13 protein-coding genes are annotated in these 14948 nt (G+C 38.4%); 5 read left to right on the top strand and 8 right to left on the bottom strand.

The genetic code is table 11. The features are described 5' to 3' along the window. The first annotated feature begins 109 nt into the window (after positions 1–109). From fdhD to fdhF, 3 genes are read left to right on the top strand one after another with little or no spacing between them, the layout of a single operon-like run. Positions 110–1066, top strand: coding sequence for a formate dehydrogenase accessory sulfurtransferase FdhD (fdhD, locus tag B7C41_RS14960; protein WP_085299752.1), 957 nt, complete (start codon positions 110–112; stop codon positions 1064–1066). Then, on the top strand, positions 1051–2733 hold the full coding sequence (locus B7C41_RS14965) for an NADH-ubiquinone oxidoreductase-F iron-sulfur binding region domain-containing protein (protein ID WP_085299753.1): 1683 nt from the start codon (positions 1051–1053) through the stop codon (positions 2731–2733). The genes fdhD and B7C41_RS14965 overlap by 16 nt, the downstream gene beginning before the upstream one ends. Next, positions 2726–5482: a formate dehydrogenase subunit alpha gene (fdhF, locus tag B7C41_RS14970; protein ID WP_211279540.1), complete on the top strand. Its 2757-nt coding sequence runs from the start codon at positions 2726–2728 to the stop codon at positions 5480–5482. The genes B7C41_RS14965 and fdhF overlap by 8 nt, the downstream gene beginning before the upstream one ends. A 98-nt stretch (positions 5483–5580) precedes the next feature. Here the strand turns inward: fdhF and B7C41_RS14975 are convergent, their stop codons facing one another. Beyond that, complete coding sequence (locus tag B7C41_RS14975) at positions 5581–5982, bottom strand: hypothetical protein (protein ID WP_085299754.1); 402 nt, start codon at positions 5980–5982, stop codon at positions 5581–5583. 437 nt (positions 5983–6419) lie between these two features. On the opposite strand from B7C41_RS14975, the gene B7C41_RS14980 reads away from it, so the two are divergent. Further along, positions 6420–7466 (top strand): zinc-binding dehydrogenase, encoded by a 1047-nt coding sequence (locus B7C41_RS14980; RefSeq protein WP_085299755.1) that lies wholly within the window; start codon positions 6420–6422, stop codon positions 7464–7466. A 2-nt stretch (positions 7467–7468) separates the two neighbouring features. On the opposite strand, the gene B7C41_RS14985 is transcribed toward B7C41_RS14980, so the two are convergent. The 5 genes from B7C41_RS14985 to B7C41_RS15005 are packed head-to-tail and all read right to left on the bottom strand — an operon-like array spanning position 7469 to position 12186. After that, complete coding sequence (locus B7C41_RS14985; RefSeq protein ID WP_085299756.1) at positions 7469–8200, bottom strand: substrate-binding periplasmic protein; 732 nt, start codon at positions 8198–8200, stop codon at positions 7469–7471. Between the two features lie 52 nt (positions 8201–8252). After that, positions 8253–8726: a Cys-tRNA(Pro) deacylase gene (gene ybaK, locus B7C41_RS14990; RefSeq protein WP_085299757.1), complete on the bottom strand. Its 474-nt coding sequence runs from the start codon at positions 8724–8726 to the stop codon at positions 8253–8255. A 16-nt stretch (positions 8727–8742) separates the two neighbouring features. Next, entirely contained in the window at positions 8743–9360 is a 618-nt protein-coding gene (locus B7C41_RS14995; protein WP_085299758.1) for a PqiC family protein, read from the bottom strand. Next, positions 9357–11015: an intermembrane transport protein PqiB gene (gene pqiB, locus B7C41_RS15000; RefSeq protein WP_085299759.1), complete on the bottom strand. Its 1659-nt coding sequence runs from the start codon at positions 11013–11015 to the stop codon at positions 9357–9359. The genes B7C41_RS14995 and pqiB overlap by 4 nt, the downstream gene beginning before the upstream one ends. After that, positions 11008–12186: a paraquat-inducible protein A gene (locus tag B7C41_RS15005; protein WP_169712443.1), complete on the bottom strand. Its 1179-nt coding sequence runs from the start codon at positions 12184–12186 to the stop codon at positions 11008–11010. The genes pqiB and B7C41_RS15005 overlap by 8 nt, the downstream gene beginning before the upstream one ends. A gap of 217 nt (positions 12187–12403) precedes the next feature. Here B7C41_RS15005 and B7C41_RS15010 point away from each other — a divergent pair, with 217 nt between their 5' ends. Next, positions 12404–12883 (top strand): acyl-CoA thioesterase, encoded by a 480-nt coding sequence (locus B7C41_RS15010; RefSeq protein ID WP_085299761.1) that lies wholly within the window; start codon positions 12404–12406, stop codon positions 12881–12883. 25 nt (positions 12884–12908) lie between these two features. Here the strand turns inward: B7C41_RS15010 and B7C41_RS15015 are convergent, their stop codons facing one another. Both B7C41_RS15015 and B7C41_RS15020 read right to left on the bottom strand, forming a co-directional pair. Further along, complete coding sequence (locus B7C41_RS15015) at positions 12909–13508, bottom strand: uracil-DNA glycosylase family protein (protein WP_085299762.1); 600 nt, start codon at positions 13506–13508, stop codon at positions 12909–12911. A 134-nt stretch (positions 13509–13642) separates the two neighbouring features. Then, positions 13643–14722, bottom strand: a complete 1080-nt coding sequence (locus tag B7C41_RS15020; RefSeq protein ID WP_085299763.1) for an OmpA family protein — start codon at positions 14720–14722, stop codon at positions 13643–13645. Between the last annotated feature and the right edge of the window lie 226 nt (positions 14723–14948).

Here is a 14948-nt window from a genome sequence, read left to right on the forward strand (position 1 = left end):
TTTTGTTGTTTTAATAATGTCACTAACAGTAGCGTCTGCTTTCCACGTTGATAGTTAAGCGGTATTATTAAATGAGATTTTTATTTTTGTTAGTAGTTTATAGCCATTTATGAGTAGTAAAGTATCAGTACCTAGAGCTGAGTTGAAAGACCCTGCAATCACTGAGCTAGCGAAGTTTCGTTACCAAGCTCATGGACGAAAATTGCAATATGATCAGGTCATTGCTGAGCAGCCATTGCAAATACGTTTAAGCTGGCAAGTAAGCGAAAGCAGTAAATGCGAAAGCCAAATATTTTCGATTACCATGCGCACGCCAGGTGACGACAAAGCGTTAATTGTCGGGCTTTTATTATCAGAAGGTATTATTAAACAGTTTTCAGAGCTAGAAAGTATTCGCTCGGAAACAGGGTTAGATGATGAAGAGCTAGAACACTTGCAAGGGCAAGGCTCGAATTCATCAAGCCAACCTGAAGACAATAATCAGTGGGAAGTGAAGCTTAATACCGGTGTTATTCCTGATATTAAATCGCTTGAGCGTTTTCAAGTCACTTATAGCAGTTGTGGTTTATGTGGAACGACTTCATTAAAGTCGTTGGAAATGAAAAGTCCACCAGTGTTGAGCCAAGATAAACATTGGCTAGCATTTAGCGTCATTTGCGCAATGCCTGATATTATGCGCGCTGCGCAAGCACAGTTTGTTCAAACCGGTGGTTCACATGCCGCAGCATTATTTGATGCTACTGGCAATATTATTGATGTTAAAGAAGATATTGGCCGACATAACGCCCTTGATAAACTTTTAGGTAATAGTTTAATAGTTGGCAATATTAGCCAGGCACAATATTGCGTTGCTGTGAGTGGGCGCATAAGCTTTGAAATAGTGCAAAAAACGGTAATGGCCGGAGTTGCCGTACTTATTGCGGTTGGTGCTCCGTCTGATTTAGCAATACATGCAGCGAAACGATTCAATTTAACCTTAATTGGCTTTACGACAAAAAGCGGATTTAATTTATACCATGGTGATTGGCGATTATTGCCATTGGAGGAAACATGTCAAAAAATTTAACGGCACTGGCGAAACGCCAAGGTATTGATCAGACATTATTTCAAGAACTTGCTATTGGCGAAGACTCCAAGTCAAAAGCACAACGCAAAGCATTAGCTAAAGAGTTGCTTATCGGTGAAGCGGTTGTGCATGGTGCGGCTAGTTTTTATGATTTTATTGATGGTGATAACGCCAATAAAAAAGCTTACGTTTGTAATGGCTCTTCCTGTTTATGCGCTGATACTCAGCACAATGTAAAAGCAAAATTAACGCAGCACTTTGCTGCTGATGACATTGGTCACGTCACCTGTTTAGGGCGCTGTGCGCAAAATAGTGCCTTTCAAATAAATAAAGAAAATTATTCCGGTAATGATATTGAAAATCTTGCTGAAATTATTAACGCGGACAATGCTAAATCGTCAGAGCACTACTATGTTGAATCGAATTTAGCACAACCGATATTAACCGCCGAAATTAACGATGTTGCGCAGTACTATCAAGTGTTTTCAAACGCAATTGCACAGTTTACGGTTGATGAGTTGTTACAACAAATAACAGACTCTGGCTTACGTGGCCGTGGCGGCGCAGGTTTTCCAACGGGCTTTAAATGGCGTTCATGTCGTGATGTGGTTGGCGATGAAAAATACATCGTTTGTAATGCTGATGAAGGTGACGCTGGTGCTTATAGCGACCGATACCTATTAGAGCAACGTCCGCATGCTGTATTGTTCGGTATGTTGATGGCAGGTTACTTATCCGGCGCTGAAACTGGCGTACTTTATATTCGTGATGAATATCCTCAAGCCATTCGAACAACTGAAGCGGCCATTGCTGAATTTGAAGCCTTAGGCTTACTAAAAGGTATGGCTTTCAAGTTTAGTTTTAAAATTATTCGTGGTGCCGGTGCTTATATATGCGGTGAAGAAACTGCCTTATTGCGCTCAATTGAAGGACAACGTCCTTTAGTGTCAGTAAGACCGCCATTTCCAACCCAAAGCGGCTTGTTTGGTTGTCCAACCATATTGAACAATGTTGAAACGTTTGCACCAATTAACTTTATTCTTAGCGAAGGCGCGCAGCAGTACTTTGCTTTAGGTAACGGCAAATCAACGGGGAGCAAACTGGTGTCATTAGACAGTAGTTTTGCTAAGCCGGGAATATATGAAGTCGCGATGGGCATGCCAATGCTTGATTTATTTGCCATGGCTGGCGGTTTCTCAAAGCCGTTAAAAGCTTTGCATATTGGTGGGCCATTAGGCGGTGTAGTACCAATTTCAGCACTAGAAAAGTTAACGTTAGATTTTGAATCGTTTGCCGAAAGTGGCTTTTTATTGGGCCATGCCAGTGTTATTGGCTTACCTGAGCCGCTGTCGATGATTGACTATATTGAGCATTTATTTGAATTTACTGCTGCAGAATCGTGCGGTAAATGTTATCCGTGTAAATTGGGCTCAGTACGAGGTCAAGAAATGGTGCAAGATGCCATTGATGGTAAACAGTTATTGAACCGAGAGTTGCTTGATGACTTGTTAGAAACCATGCAACTAGGCTCACTATGCGCACTAGGGGGCGGTGTCCCTTTACCCATTCAAAATATCTTGCAGTATTTTGCTGATGAATTGAAACCATTTATTGCTGCAAAAAAGCCTGAGTCAGAACAATCAACATCGGAGCAAGCTAATGTCTAATTTAACCGCTGATATGATGACCAACAAAGTTGCTTTTTTAAATGGTGTTGCCCACAACATTATTGCTGATGAATCGGTGTTAGATTTTAGCCGTCGATTAGAGCAAAACAAGCAATATGATATACCAACCTTATGCGATGACAATCGCCTTGATGCCTATGGTAGCTGCCGTGTGTGTTCAGTTGATATTGCTTTATCTGCCGATGGCCCGCGAAAAGTGATGGCATCGTGTCATACGCCAATTGCAGACGGTATGCATATTTTTACTAACTCAACGCGAGTAGAAAAACTACGTAAAAATATTGTTGAATTAGTGCTCAGCGATCACCCTGATAATTGTGAAGAATGTCCATCAAATAATTACTGTGAGTTACAAGACGTCGCCGTTGCCACCGGTGTAAGAGAAATACGCTTTGGCAACGCAGAAAGTCGAGGAAAACAGAGTCGAGATACCTTACCGGAAGTGAGTAAAGACGACGCTCATCCCTATATGCGTATGGACTTATCGCTATGTATTGACTGTAATCGCTGTGTGCGAGCTTGCGACGAAATTCAAGGTGAGCAGGTATTATCTGCTGTTGGACGTGGTTTTGATAGCCGTATTATAAAAGGTCAAGACGTGAGTTTTGATGACTCTGACTGTGTTTCATGTGGTGCTTGTGCACAAACTTGTCCTACCGGGGCAATAAGTGATGTATTTCGCGCCAACCGCATGGCCGATGCCGAAAAAATTCGCACCATATGTTCATACTGTGGCGTGGGTTGTAACTTAGAAGTTTCGGTAAAAGATAACAAAATACTATCGATAGAAGCGCCAAAAGATGCGGCAGTAAATGCTGGCCATACGTGTTTGAAAGGACGATATGCATGGCGCTTTTATAATCATCCTGACCGTTTAACGACACCGTTAATTCGCATTAATGATGAACTAACGCCCGTATCTTGGGCGCGAGCATTTGAGTACTTAGCCGAGCGTTTACTCTCGATTAAAAATCAGCATGGCAGTGATGCGATTGCTGGTATTTCTTCAGCGCGTTGTACTAATGAAGAAAACTACTTATTACAGAAAATGATCCGTGTAGTGCTAGGCACTAACAATATTGATTGCTGTGCGCGGGTTTGTCATTCACCCACGGCTTACGGCATGCAAAAAAGTTTTGGTACCGGTGCGGCAACCAACTCAATTGATGATATTAAGCATACTGAGTTTATTATGCTTATTGGCGCGAACCCAACCGCAGCACATCCGGTAACGGGCGCTAAAATCAAGCAAAAGGTTATGAAAGGTACGCCATTAATTGTTATTGATCCGGTGGAAACGGAACTGGCTCGATACGCTCAATGGCATATTCAATTACGCCCGGGTACTAACGTTGCTGTGCTCAATATGATGGCTTATTACATTATTGATGAAGGCTTGGTGGATATGAGCTTTGTTGATAACCGCACTGAAGAGTATCAAAGTTATCATGATGCGATTATGGCGCTAAATATTGACCAACTTGCTGATATTTCAGGAGTTGATAAAGCCTTAGTGCGAGATGCGGCAATGGCCTATGCAAAAGCCAACAATGCCATGAGCTTTCATGGTTTGGGGGTGACTGAGCATTCACAAGGTAGCCGAGCTATTATGTGTATTGCCGACTTAACCATGTTAACAGGTAATATAGGGCGCAGTGGTGTTGGTATGAACCCATTACGTGGCCAGAACAATGTTCAAGGTGCCGCTGACATGGGTTGTCAGCCACATCAAGGCGCGGGGTACTTCCCGGTTGATACTGATGAGAATCATCGATATTACCAAGAACATTACAAAGCCGAAATGCCAAAAGAGGTGGGGTATAAAATTCCTGAAATGTTTAATGCTGCCTTGGCGGGAGATTTAAAAGCCTTATGGATTTTAGGTGAAGACGTGGTGCAAACCGATCCAAATCAGCAGCATGTTGTTGCTAGTCTTTCAAACCTTGAGCTATTAATTGTACAAGAAATCTTTTTATCCGAAACGGCAAAAATGGCAGATGTTGTCTTACCAGGCACTTCATTTTTAGAAAAAAGCGGCACCTTTACCAATGGCGAACGCCGTGTACAAAAAGTAAATGCTGCAGTAACGCCAAAAGTTGGTTGCAAAACTGATGGACAAATTATTGTCGAAATGATGAATGCTTTAGGCTATCAACAGGCTGATTATCAAGCAGATACTATGCTAGAGGAGATAGCACAAGTGGTGCCATTTTTTGCTGGTATAACCTGGGATAATTTAGGTGAGAACGGTTTACAATGGCCAGTTGCGAAAAATGGTAAAGATACGCAAATATTGCATCTTGAATCATTCAAGCGTGGCTTAGGACGTTTTCATTTTTATCCTTTTGAAGAAAGTGTTGAAATTGAAAAAAATGGTGCAGCATTTCCTTATATTCTGACCACTAGCCGAAACTTAGAGCATTACAATTGTGGCACTATGACTCGTCGTACTGGCAATGGTGATATTGTTAACGAAGATGTGTTGTTGGTTAACCATATTGACGCTCAAGAGAAAAATATCACCAATGATAGCCAAGTACGCTTATTTTCAGCGCGTGGTGAAATTGTGCTAAAAGCGCAGATAAGTGACAAAGTGAATCAAGGTATTTTGTTTACCACTTTTCACTTTCCTGAGTTGATGATCAACCGTGTTACTGGTGATGTTACTGATAAGCATACCAAGTGCCCAGAATATAAAGTGGTATCAGTTGGTATAGAAGCGGTTTAATAGCGAAATTTGAGTAGCCTTAATTAGCTAACTTTATTTGTTGTTGAACGGGTACTTACATTAAGCGCGATGACTATTTAATCATCGCGCTTTTTCCCTCAACTAGGCTCGATAATAGTATTGTGTAATTGTGCTTCAAGCCACTCAATAGCACTCTCACGGCCTAGCTCTAACCCTGAAAACTCCCTAATAATTAGTTTATCTACCTGGTGAACTGATTGTAAGCCTTTAGCCTGCTGTGCAGTGACTGCAGCGTAATTAATAATTGCTGCGGCTTTTAAGTTTTGAGTAGAGCCAACACAAAGCAGTGCTTCGTAAGTGTAGCTATAGCTATTGATTCGGTTAACTAAAACGGCGTAAGGCTCGTGAAAGTGCTTTTTTATGATCGCGTCGTACTCTTCAACCAATTCAATAGATACTTCAACACCTTGATTGATAATGACTTCTGCAAGCCTTGAAGAAATAAATCTAATTTGACCAAAACTAGTGATGAGATGCATATGTTTTTAGCTCCTAGATTGTTAAGTACACCTGGCAAAGTGTACTTTTAAATAGGGATTTAACTTATTCTTGTTGAATACAAGTTAAATTGTACTTATATACAAAATATTGTATGTGGTTACTGATAGCAAGGTAGTGTGCCGCATTTTTGTTGGCGATCTGTTTCTAAAATTAAAATATATACAATGCTATATGGTCTGAGGTTATCTCCAGGTAATGCTTTTAGTTATTTAATGAAATATTATGCTGATATTTATGTCTCTACTTTCACATTGTAAAGCGTGATTAAAGTAATTGATTATAACTTTATCAGAGTTATATAGTTAACGGTAACCTGATAATAAAGTTAGTTTATGAATTAGCTATTTCTCATTGCTATGTTCTTCGCTATATTGTGTTGTATTGAGATGATAAATAATAAAAACAGGAGCTTAGTTTGTCTGAATTGGCCATGGAAGTAGTAAAAGGTTTCGCATTAAAGCTGAGTGATGATAATGAATTAACATCATCACAACGGATTAAACTAACAGAAAAATCGCTGCCAAAATTACGTAAAGGGCAAGTGTTAGTGAAAATGTTGGCTGCACCTGTAAACCCATCTGATCTTGTCTACTTATTAGGTAAATATGGCTTAGCGCCGAACAATGGGGCATTTGTCGGATTTGAAGGTTGTGGTGTTGTTGTTGAGGCGAATGCTGGGCTTTATGGTGCATGGTTAAAAGGCAAACGCGTAGCATTATCAGCACAACCTGGCAGCGATGGTGTTTGGGCCGAATATGCTATTACCAAAGCAAATTTTTGTTTACCTGTGCGCAAAGAGTTAAGTGATGAACAAGCTGCAACTATTATTGTCAATCCCTGCACATCAGTATGCTTGGTCGAACGTGCGATTGAGTTGGGTGCTAAAGCGATTGTGATTAATGCGGCAGCGAGCCAAGTGGGTAAGGGGGTAATTCGTTATGCAAAACTCAAAGGCCTAAAAACGATTGCGACAGTACGCAGTGAAACTAATGTAACCGCATTGGAGAAACTGGGTGCTACTTCCGTGCTTTTAACCTCGAAGGAAACATTTGTTGAAAGCTTAAAGCAACAGGCTAAAACATTTAACGCGACTGTGTTAGTCGATGCCGTGGCAGCAAAAGATACGCCTATGTTGTTAAAGGCAATGCCGAATAGTTCAACGGCAATAGTGTATGGGCGTTTAACTGAAACATTTGATCCCTTTGGCGGCCTATTCAGTGTTGCTGATTTGATCTTTAGAGATATTCGCATTGAGGGGTTTTGGTTAGCCAAATATATTGGTGATGCATCGCCATTAAAAGTATTGGCATTAAGCTCAAAAGTGCAGAAACTATTTGCGCAAGGAATATTCAAAACAGACATTTATGCTAGTGTTGGCTTTGATGATTTTTCTCAAGCACTTGATCATTACGCGAAAAACAAGAGTGATGGTAAAGTTATTTTGTTACCAAATCAGAACTAAGTTTAGTTGAAATTATACTTTTTTATTAACTCTCGATAATTTACAGAACGTTTAAACTCAGTAAGTGCTTGGTTAAATTCAATTACATCAGCCTGTTTTTTAAAGGCAACTTTATAAGGGCTAATAGGAAAAATATGATGAAATTTAATTTTTGATTTTTCGGGTGAAATTTTAAGTTTATTTAAGTAATAGAGAAAAATTTTAATGTCCATCACCAGAACATCTATACGACCTAATAGTAATAATTCGAGTTGTTTCTCTTGATCAGAAACTTGAGTGAATACAGGACTGCTCGCTACGGCATTGGCAAACTCTTGCCCTAAAACTTTGTGAGCTAGTTGAAAAGAGGCAATTGAATAATTGGCTAAATCGGCAATAGTTGGCAGTAGAATGTTATTTATCTCTAAGCTAATTGCGACGTTCTGATAATTAATATAATTGCTACTAAGTAAAGTGTTATTTGGAAAGATTTGTTCATTTACCGTCATTATTGCATTGATGTCGTCTAATTCCAGCATTTTTTCAGAACGACCATAAGGTGCAAAAATAAACTCTACTGTTTTTCCTGATATTTTAAATAATTGCTCAATAAGCTCTAATTCAAAGCCCGACATACTTTCCTTTATGACATAGGGAGGTTTTGATAGTCCAACAACAACTTTTACTATTTGTTGGCTATAGCTGTTATTTGAGATAAAGATTAAAAAAACAAGAACAATAAATTTTTTTAACATAAAAATCTTATCTTAGCCGTTATTAACAAAGCTAATGACTATAAACTGTTGCTTACGATTTATTTGTTATTTCAGCATAGTCAGCCTGTAGAGAGAGTGCAAGGTGCTCAGGAGATAGCTCTATTTCTAGGCCACGCTTACCACCACTAATGTAGAATGTTTTCAATGTCTTTGCACTGCTATCTAGTAAGGTTTTTAAGGTCTTTTTCTGACCTATTGGGCTAACACCACCGAGCACATACCCGGTCGAGCTTTGTACTTTATTAGCATCGGCCATTTTTACTTTTTTAGCACTAAGGGCTTTGGCTACTTTTTTTAAACTAAGAGAGAGGGCAACAGGAATAATTGCAACGGCAAGATAGGAGTTGTCTACATCTACAACTAAGGTTTTAAATACGCATTCTTCGGCAACATTAAGCTTTTCAACTGCCTCAAGTCCAAATGACTTACAATTTGCATCATGCTGGTATTGGTGCAATTGAAAAGGTAGAGATAACTTATTTAATTGTGCAATGGCTGGCGTCATTTTTACCCCCGTATACTCATTGATTACTTTCTATGTTTTTTGATATCTTTTGTGCTAAATGCAAAACGACTTCACGCATTTTTTTAACGGCGTGAGGATAGCCATCATCGTTGAGTTCAATGGCGAACTTAAAATGATTTTCTTGGCTCTTTGCTGTGTTTTTAAACCTTAGAACTGAAGGTTTTAAGGTATAGTTCCCGACCAATATTACTTGTGATTGGTGCGTGGCTTGAAATGCTGTTATTTTAATCACAACGTCGGCTGGTGTTGCAGAGCTTACTTCTGGTGTGACAGAAACGTTATAGCGGCTATTTATTGTGTTTAAATCATGTGTCAAGGCTTGTGCTAATCCCAGGTTTAAAGGCTCTGCCCACATATGAAAGTTTGAGTAATGTAGTTGATGGTTAGACAACTGTAGTACTAAATTAGGCTGCGCTAAATAATTAGGTAACTCCAATAATGTTATCGATAGCGTCGATTTTTTTTCATCAGCTGATTTTACCGTAGCCGGCTCAACTGATATGGCTTTCGTTGGGCTATTTAGTAAATAGTACTGAGTTTTTGGTGTGTTATTTGAGCTACAAGCCGTAATTGTCATAACAGACAATAGCATGATGATTAACGCTGTTTTCATTGTTGTGCTCCACTACGTTTTGTTGGTGTTGGTTCAATTGTTTCACCGTCGTTGAATATCAAACTATTAGGCTTGTGCTTTAGCTGATTCAGTAATGGTTTTAACTCATTCATTGTCGCGGTTAGTGTTTTTAAAGTAACGCGCAAGTCTTCGTAGCCTTTTGAGCCTGATGATAGGTCGCTTGTTAAGGCATTTATGCCTGCTAAAGTAGTCGTTAATTGACTAGAAATTTGTTCTTGCTCAACTTGATTAAGTAATGAGTTCAAGCTTTTACTCACACCTTGTAATTCTAGTGCTGTTTGACTGACTTCTAGCATTAGTTGATTGGCATTTTCGCCTAAATGCTCAAGTGGAAGGCTGTTTAAATTATCCATAAACTGTTCTGCTTTGGCTGTGATTTGTGCGAAATCATCAGAACTAGTAGGAATAATGGCGTACTCGTCGTATTTAGCGAGTTCACTAATTGGTTGTTCTTTTTGGTGTTGAAGGTCAACAAATAAACTACCGGTTAAAATATTACCTGTGCGTAAAACAGCTTTTAGCCCTTGTTTAATCCAGTGGATATTCTGCTCCATCATTAAATTTGCGCCATCATCATTATCAGGTAGTCCAACTCTTCCTGGCTGCAAGCTTATCAATACCGGAATTTTAAAATCATCTTTTATTAGTTTATCTTGAGCACGAGACAGAATGAGGTTGGTTGAACGTACTTTACCTATTTGTACTCCGCGATATTCGACTGGAGCGCCAACGGTTAATCCTCGAATGGAGTCACTCACAAGTACAACAAATTCAATGGAGCTACGATATCTTTCATCATCAGCCGCTTCATAGTTTGCATAAATATCATAATAAGAGCGCTCACCAATTTTTTCACCGACATCCATTCCTTCAGGGATGCCAAAAGTCACCCCATTGGTTAACATGGTTTCAAAGTTGCCAGTTTTAACTGAAATACCATCGGCGTTTAAATCTAAACTTATACCGCTAACATCCCAAAACTTAGTGTTGCTGGTAATTAACTGGTGATAAGGCGCTTTTATAAAAGCATTGTAGTAAACAACGCGCTCTTCGAAGTTGAAATAAATATCTTCAAATTGCCCAACCGTTAAGCCTTTATAAATAATGGGGTCGCCTTTTGAGTAGGCAAATTGGTCATCACTATTAAGCGTTATATGTAAACCAGGTGTGCCAACCGGCGTAATTGGAGGGGATTTTAATGCGATATATTCATATGTTTCAATATCACTTTTACCGGGAGATATTTCAATATAGACACCGGATATTAATGTACTAAGTCCCGAAATTCCTGCATGAGATATTTGTGGTGAAACTACCCAAAACATACTGTCATCAACTAGAAAGCGTTCTGCTGATTTTTTGACTTTTGCGGTGACGATAACACCGCTGCCGTTTTCATCAAGCTGAATCTTACTGACTTCGCCAATATCAACATTGCGTGATTTTATTTTAGTTTTACCTGCTTCCATACCTTCGGCAGTTGCAAAGTTTATGGTTATTTCAGCGCCTTCATTGCTCCATTGGTAATATAGCATCCAACAGCCAATAAAGACCGCAATTAAGGGAATAAACCAAACTGTTGATATGGTTTTAATGGGTTTTACCGTTGCAGTTGATGTTTGCTTATCATTCATAATTGTTTGTATTCTTCCAAATTAATTTTGGTTCAAAGCTCATTGCAGCAAGCATAGTTACGATCACCACACCAGAAAAAGCTAAGGTGGCTGCGCCAGGAGTAATACTCATTGTCGGGCCTAGTTGTATTAAACTTGCTAAAACAATAACGACAAAAACATCGATCATTGACCAACGTCCGACAAATTCAGCTAATCTATACCATTTAACTCTTTCTAAGCTTAAGCTATCACTTTGTTTTTGAACACTATAATTTAGCCAAGCTAAAATCAGTATTTTAGCTACCGGAACAATGACACTGGCAATAAAAATAATGATGGCAATGGGGTACGAGCCTAAACTCCACAATAAAATAACCCCCCCAATGATTGTGCTTGGGTCATCTTGACCAAAGAGCCGTGTCGTCATTATCGGCAGTGTATTCGCCGGTATATATAGAACGACAGCAGTAATTAATAATGCCCAGGTTTTTTGTACGCTCAGCGCATGTGAGCTGGGATCTTCTTGTGCAACATGGTGCTGACTTAAAACAATATCGATATTGTGTGCTTTTTCAACTTTAGCGAGTAATGTGTAAAGCTGATTTTTATCAAGGTGTAATGCGACTAGTGTCATTGATAAAGAAAATAAAATAAAGGCATAAAATGACAAGCCAATTTCAATATCTGCCATGGAAATTATTTTAATTAAGCTAACCAAGGCGCCAATAAGAAATATCTCTACCATGCTCCATGGCAGCAATTTAAATACTAAATTAAGTAGCGAACGACCATGTTTTGGATATAGCCCTTTATTCATCGGAATTAACAAGTAAATAACCGTTAAAAGAATAATGGTTGGAATGGCAAATATAGTGAGAAATTCGATTATTGCTAATAACTGATAGTTATTGTTTATCAGAATAAAAAAACTGGCGCTGATATTGAATTTGTTTTCTAAGCCATTAGTACTAAATGACAAAAACTCAAAGGGCAAAGATGCAATTAAGAAAATTAATGCGGTAATGGCAAAGGCTACTATTCTCTCATTTGCGTTGCGATGAATTGCACTTAAGGTAAAGCCACAGCGCGGGCACTGTGCTTTTTGATTTTCTGCTAGTTTTGGCAGTTTTATGCTTAAGGCGCATTCATGGCATTGAATGTCATCTAATTGAGTTTCTTGGTTTTGCAAATTTCTTTGGCTTACTTGCAGCCAGCTCCGTCACAATAATCGTGGTGGGGTTAAACTAGCATAGATTGTCGATGATTTAATTAACAATTTTAGCTGTATTAGCTCGGTTTTGAGATGGCTAGCATTTATTTGAGCAAAATGAGTGCGAAAATTGGTAAAAAAAATATATTTAGCTATATTAATTTAATAAATTCAAACGTTTAATTGAGCCGGCTTTATGGATAAGAATAATTTTATTGAATTTTGTTTTTTGGCGGAACCAACTGATGTTAACTTTGGCGGTAAGGTTCATGGTGGTATGGTCATGAAGTGGATTGATCAAGCTTCGTATGCCTGCGCTGCTAAATGGAGCAAACGATATTGTGTGACTGTATCTGCCAATGGCATTCGATTTATTAGGCCTATTCTCGTTGGACAAATGGTGGTAGTGAAAGCACAAATTGTTCATACTGGAAAAACAAGTATGCATATATACGTGGCTGTTAGAGCTGGAGATCCTAAAGAGAGTGGCTCTGTTGTCACTAATCGTTGTTTTATTACTTTTATGGCAATTGATGAATCAGGCTTCCCAATTAAAGTGCCATCATTTACACCAAAAAATGAAGAGCAAAGGTTATTAGAAGAGGTTGCTATTGAAGCAAAACAATTTGCTAAAACACTTGATAATGATTTTGTTGAAAAATTGGGCTGGAAATAACATTATTGTTTGTCATTAAGTAAGGCTATTTGTTTATTATTTTATGAACATGTGCTTGTAGCGTCGGAACAACGTCCTGCTCAAACCAAGTATTTTTCTTTAACCAAATATTGTTTCTTGGGCTAGGGTGTGGAATCGGTATTATCGTAGGGGTAGTTTCATTATAAAAGTATTGCCAATTTTTAACTGTCTCTGTTAAAGTTTTTTCTTTTTTATCTGGTAAATGCCAATTCTGCGCGTAAGTTCCAATGGTAATGATTAATTCAATATCTGGTAATTGTTGAAGTAGCCGAACACGCCATTTTTCTGCACACTCTGATCTTGGCGGTAAATCGCCTGATTTTCCCTTACCGGGATAGCAAAATGCCATTGGTAAAATGGCGAAAATATTCTTATCGTAAAAAGTTGCCTTATCAATATCTAACCACTGTCTCAATCGCTCACCACTTTTATCATCGAATGGAACACCTGATTGATGTACTTTTATACCTGGGGCTTGGCCAGCAATAATAATTTTGGCTGTAGGCGATATTTGTAATACAGGATTTATTCCCAGCGGTAAAAACTCTTGGCAAAGTGTACACTGGCGTATGTCATTTAATAGCTGTATAAATATTTCTGACATTAACGATAACCTTAAGACAACTTTATAGGTGTTCTAGTTTTAGCTTAAAAATATGACTGATAGCAAATTTTTGAAATAAAAAAACGCTGTTATCAAATAATGATATCAGCGTTTTGAATTTAAATTTTTTACAATTAACGTTGAACAGCCACTTTAGTTTTTACACCAACTTTTGCCTCTATACGTCTATTTTCAGCATGTGCAGCAGCATTGTTAGCCATATTTAATAGCGCTTCTTCACCCATGCCCTGTGCTGTTAAACGTGAAGCATCAATACCAAATTTGTCAGTTAAAACAGCAACTATTGCATCAGCACGTTGTTGCGAAAGTGTTTTATTAAAAGCTGCAGGGCCTTGGCTAGATGTGTGCCCTTTAATAGCTAAAGAGGTATGTGGATACTTTGCTAAAAAGTCAGCAGCAACTTTAATTTTGTCTAAGTATTCTGCTTTCACCACGGCTTTAGCATTATCAAAGTTAACTTGTAAATGTAATTCATCATTTTCTTCAGTGAAAATTGTACAACCTTTGTGGTCAACTTTATTCATTGCAGGAGTCGACTTACACTGATCTTTACTATCAATGATTCCATCATTGTCGCTATCCGCCACAGCAGAAGTTGTTTGCTCGGGTGTTACCGGTTCTTTGGTTGGTGCAGAACGAACAACTTTCTTAGCACTATCACCAAAGAAGTACATAAAACCAATTTGAGCGCTTAGATCTGTGTATTTATTATCGAATTGATAATGACCATTACCTTCAAAATATACGGCACTGCGTTCACTAAGGTAATGACGATAGCCAGCACCAACGTTTGCGGATAAATCAGAGTCGATCACGTCAATAACACTTGCGCCAGCCATAACATAAAAGTTTTGTTTTGTTGGGAAGTATAAATAATTTGCTGCAATATTTTTTCCCGACGGAGTGCTAGGAGCCCAACCTGTTCTGGTTAAATTAAGGTGGGTATAAGAAAGTCTTAACTCTGAAAATTCAGATAAACGATGACCGAACTCAAGGCCATACCCGTTGGCGTGTTTAATAAAGTCGACGTCGTTTGGTGCTAATCTATCATCATCAGTGTTTATTCTCGTGCCATGAATACCAAGGTAATTTTTTCCGACCAGATCTTCTGCTTTCGGTTGTTCTTGTGCATTTATCGCAAAAGTACAAAATAAACTTGAAATTAATAGAAGGGATAGTTTTTGTTGGCGCACAATAAAAGTCCTTTTGATATTTTTGTTAATAAATTTATTTAATTGTAACTATTTTATGACAAATTCTTTATTTTTGCAGCATTTATCTAAAGTATCGTTAGATGTATTAATGAAGTGTAATTAACACAGAGCATAAATTACGCTGGAAATATTTGATTTTTGATTAATGAGGAGATATCTCAGATGAAAGCTTGCTCTTAATCAAGCTGACATTGGATTTTTTCCT

This window comes from Cognaticolwellia mytili (assembly GCF_002104475.1).
Taxonomy (GTDB): domain Bacteria; phylum Pseudomonadota; class Gammaproteobacteria; order Enterobacterales; family Alteromonadaceae; genus Cognaticolwellia; species Cognaticolwellia mytili.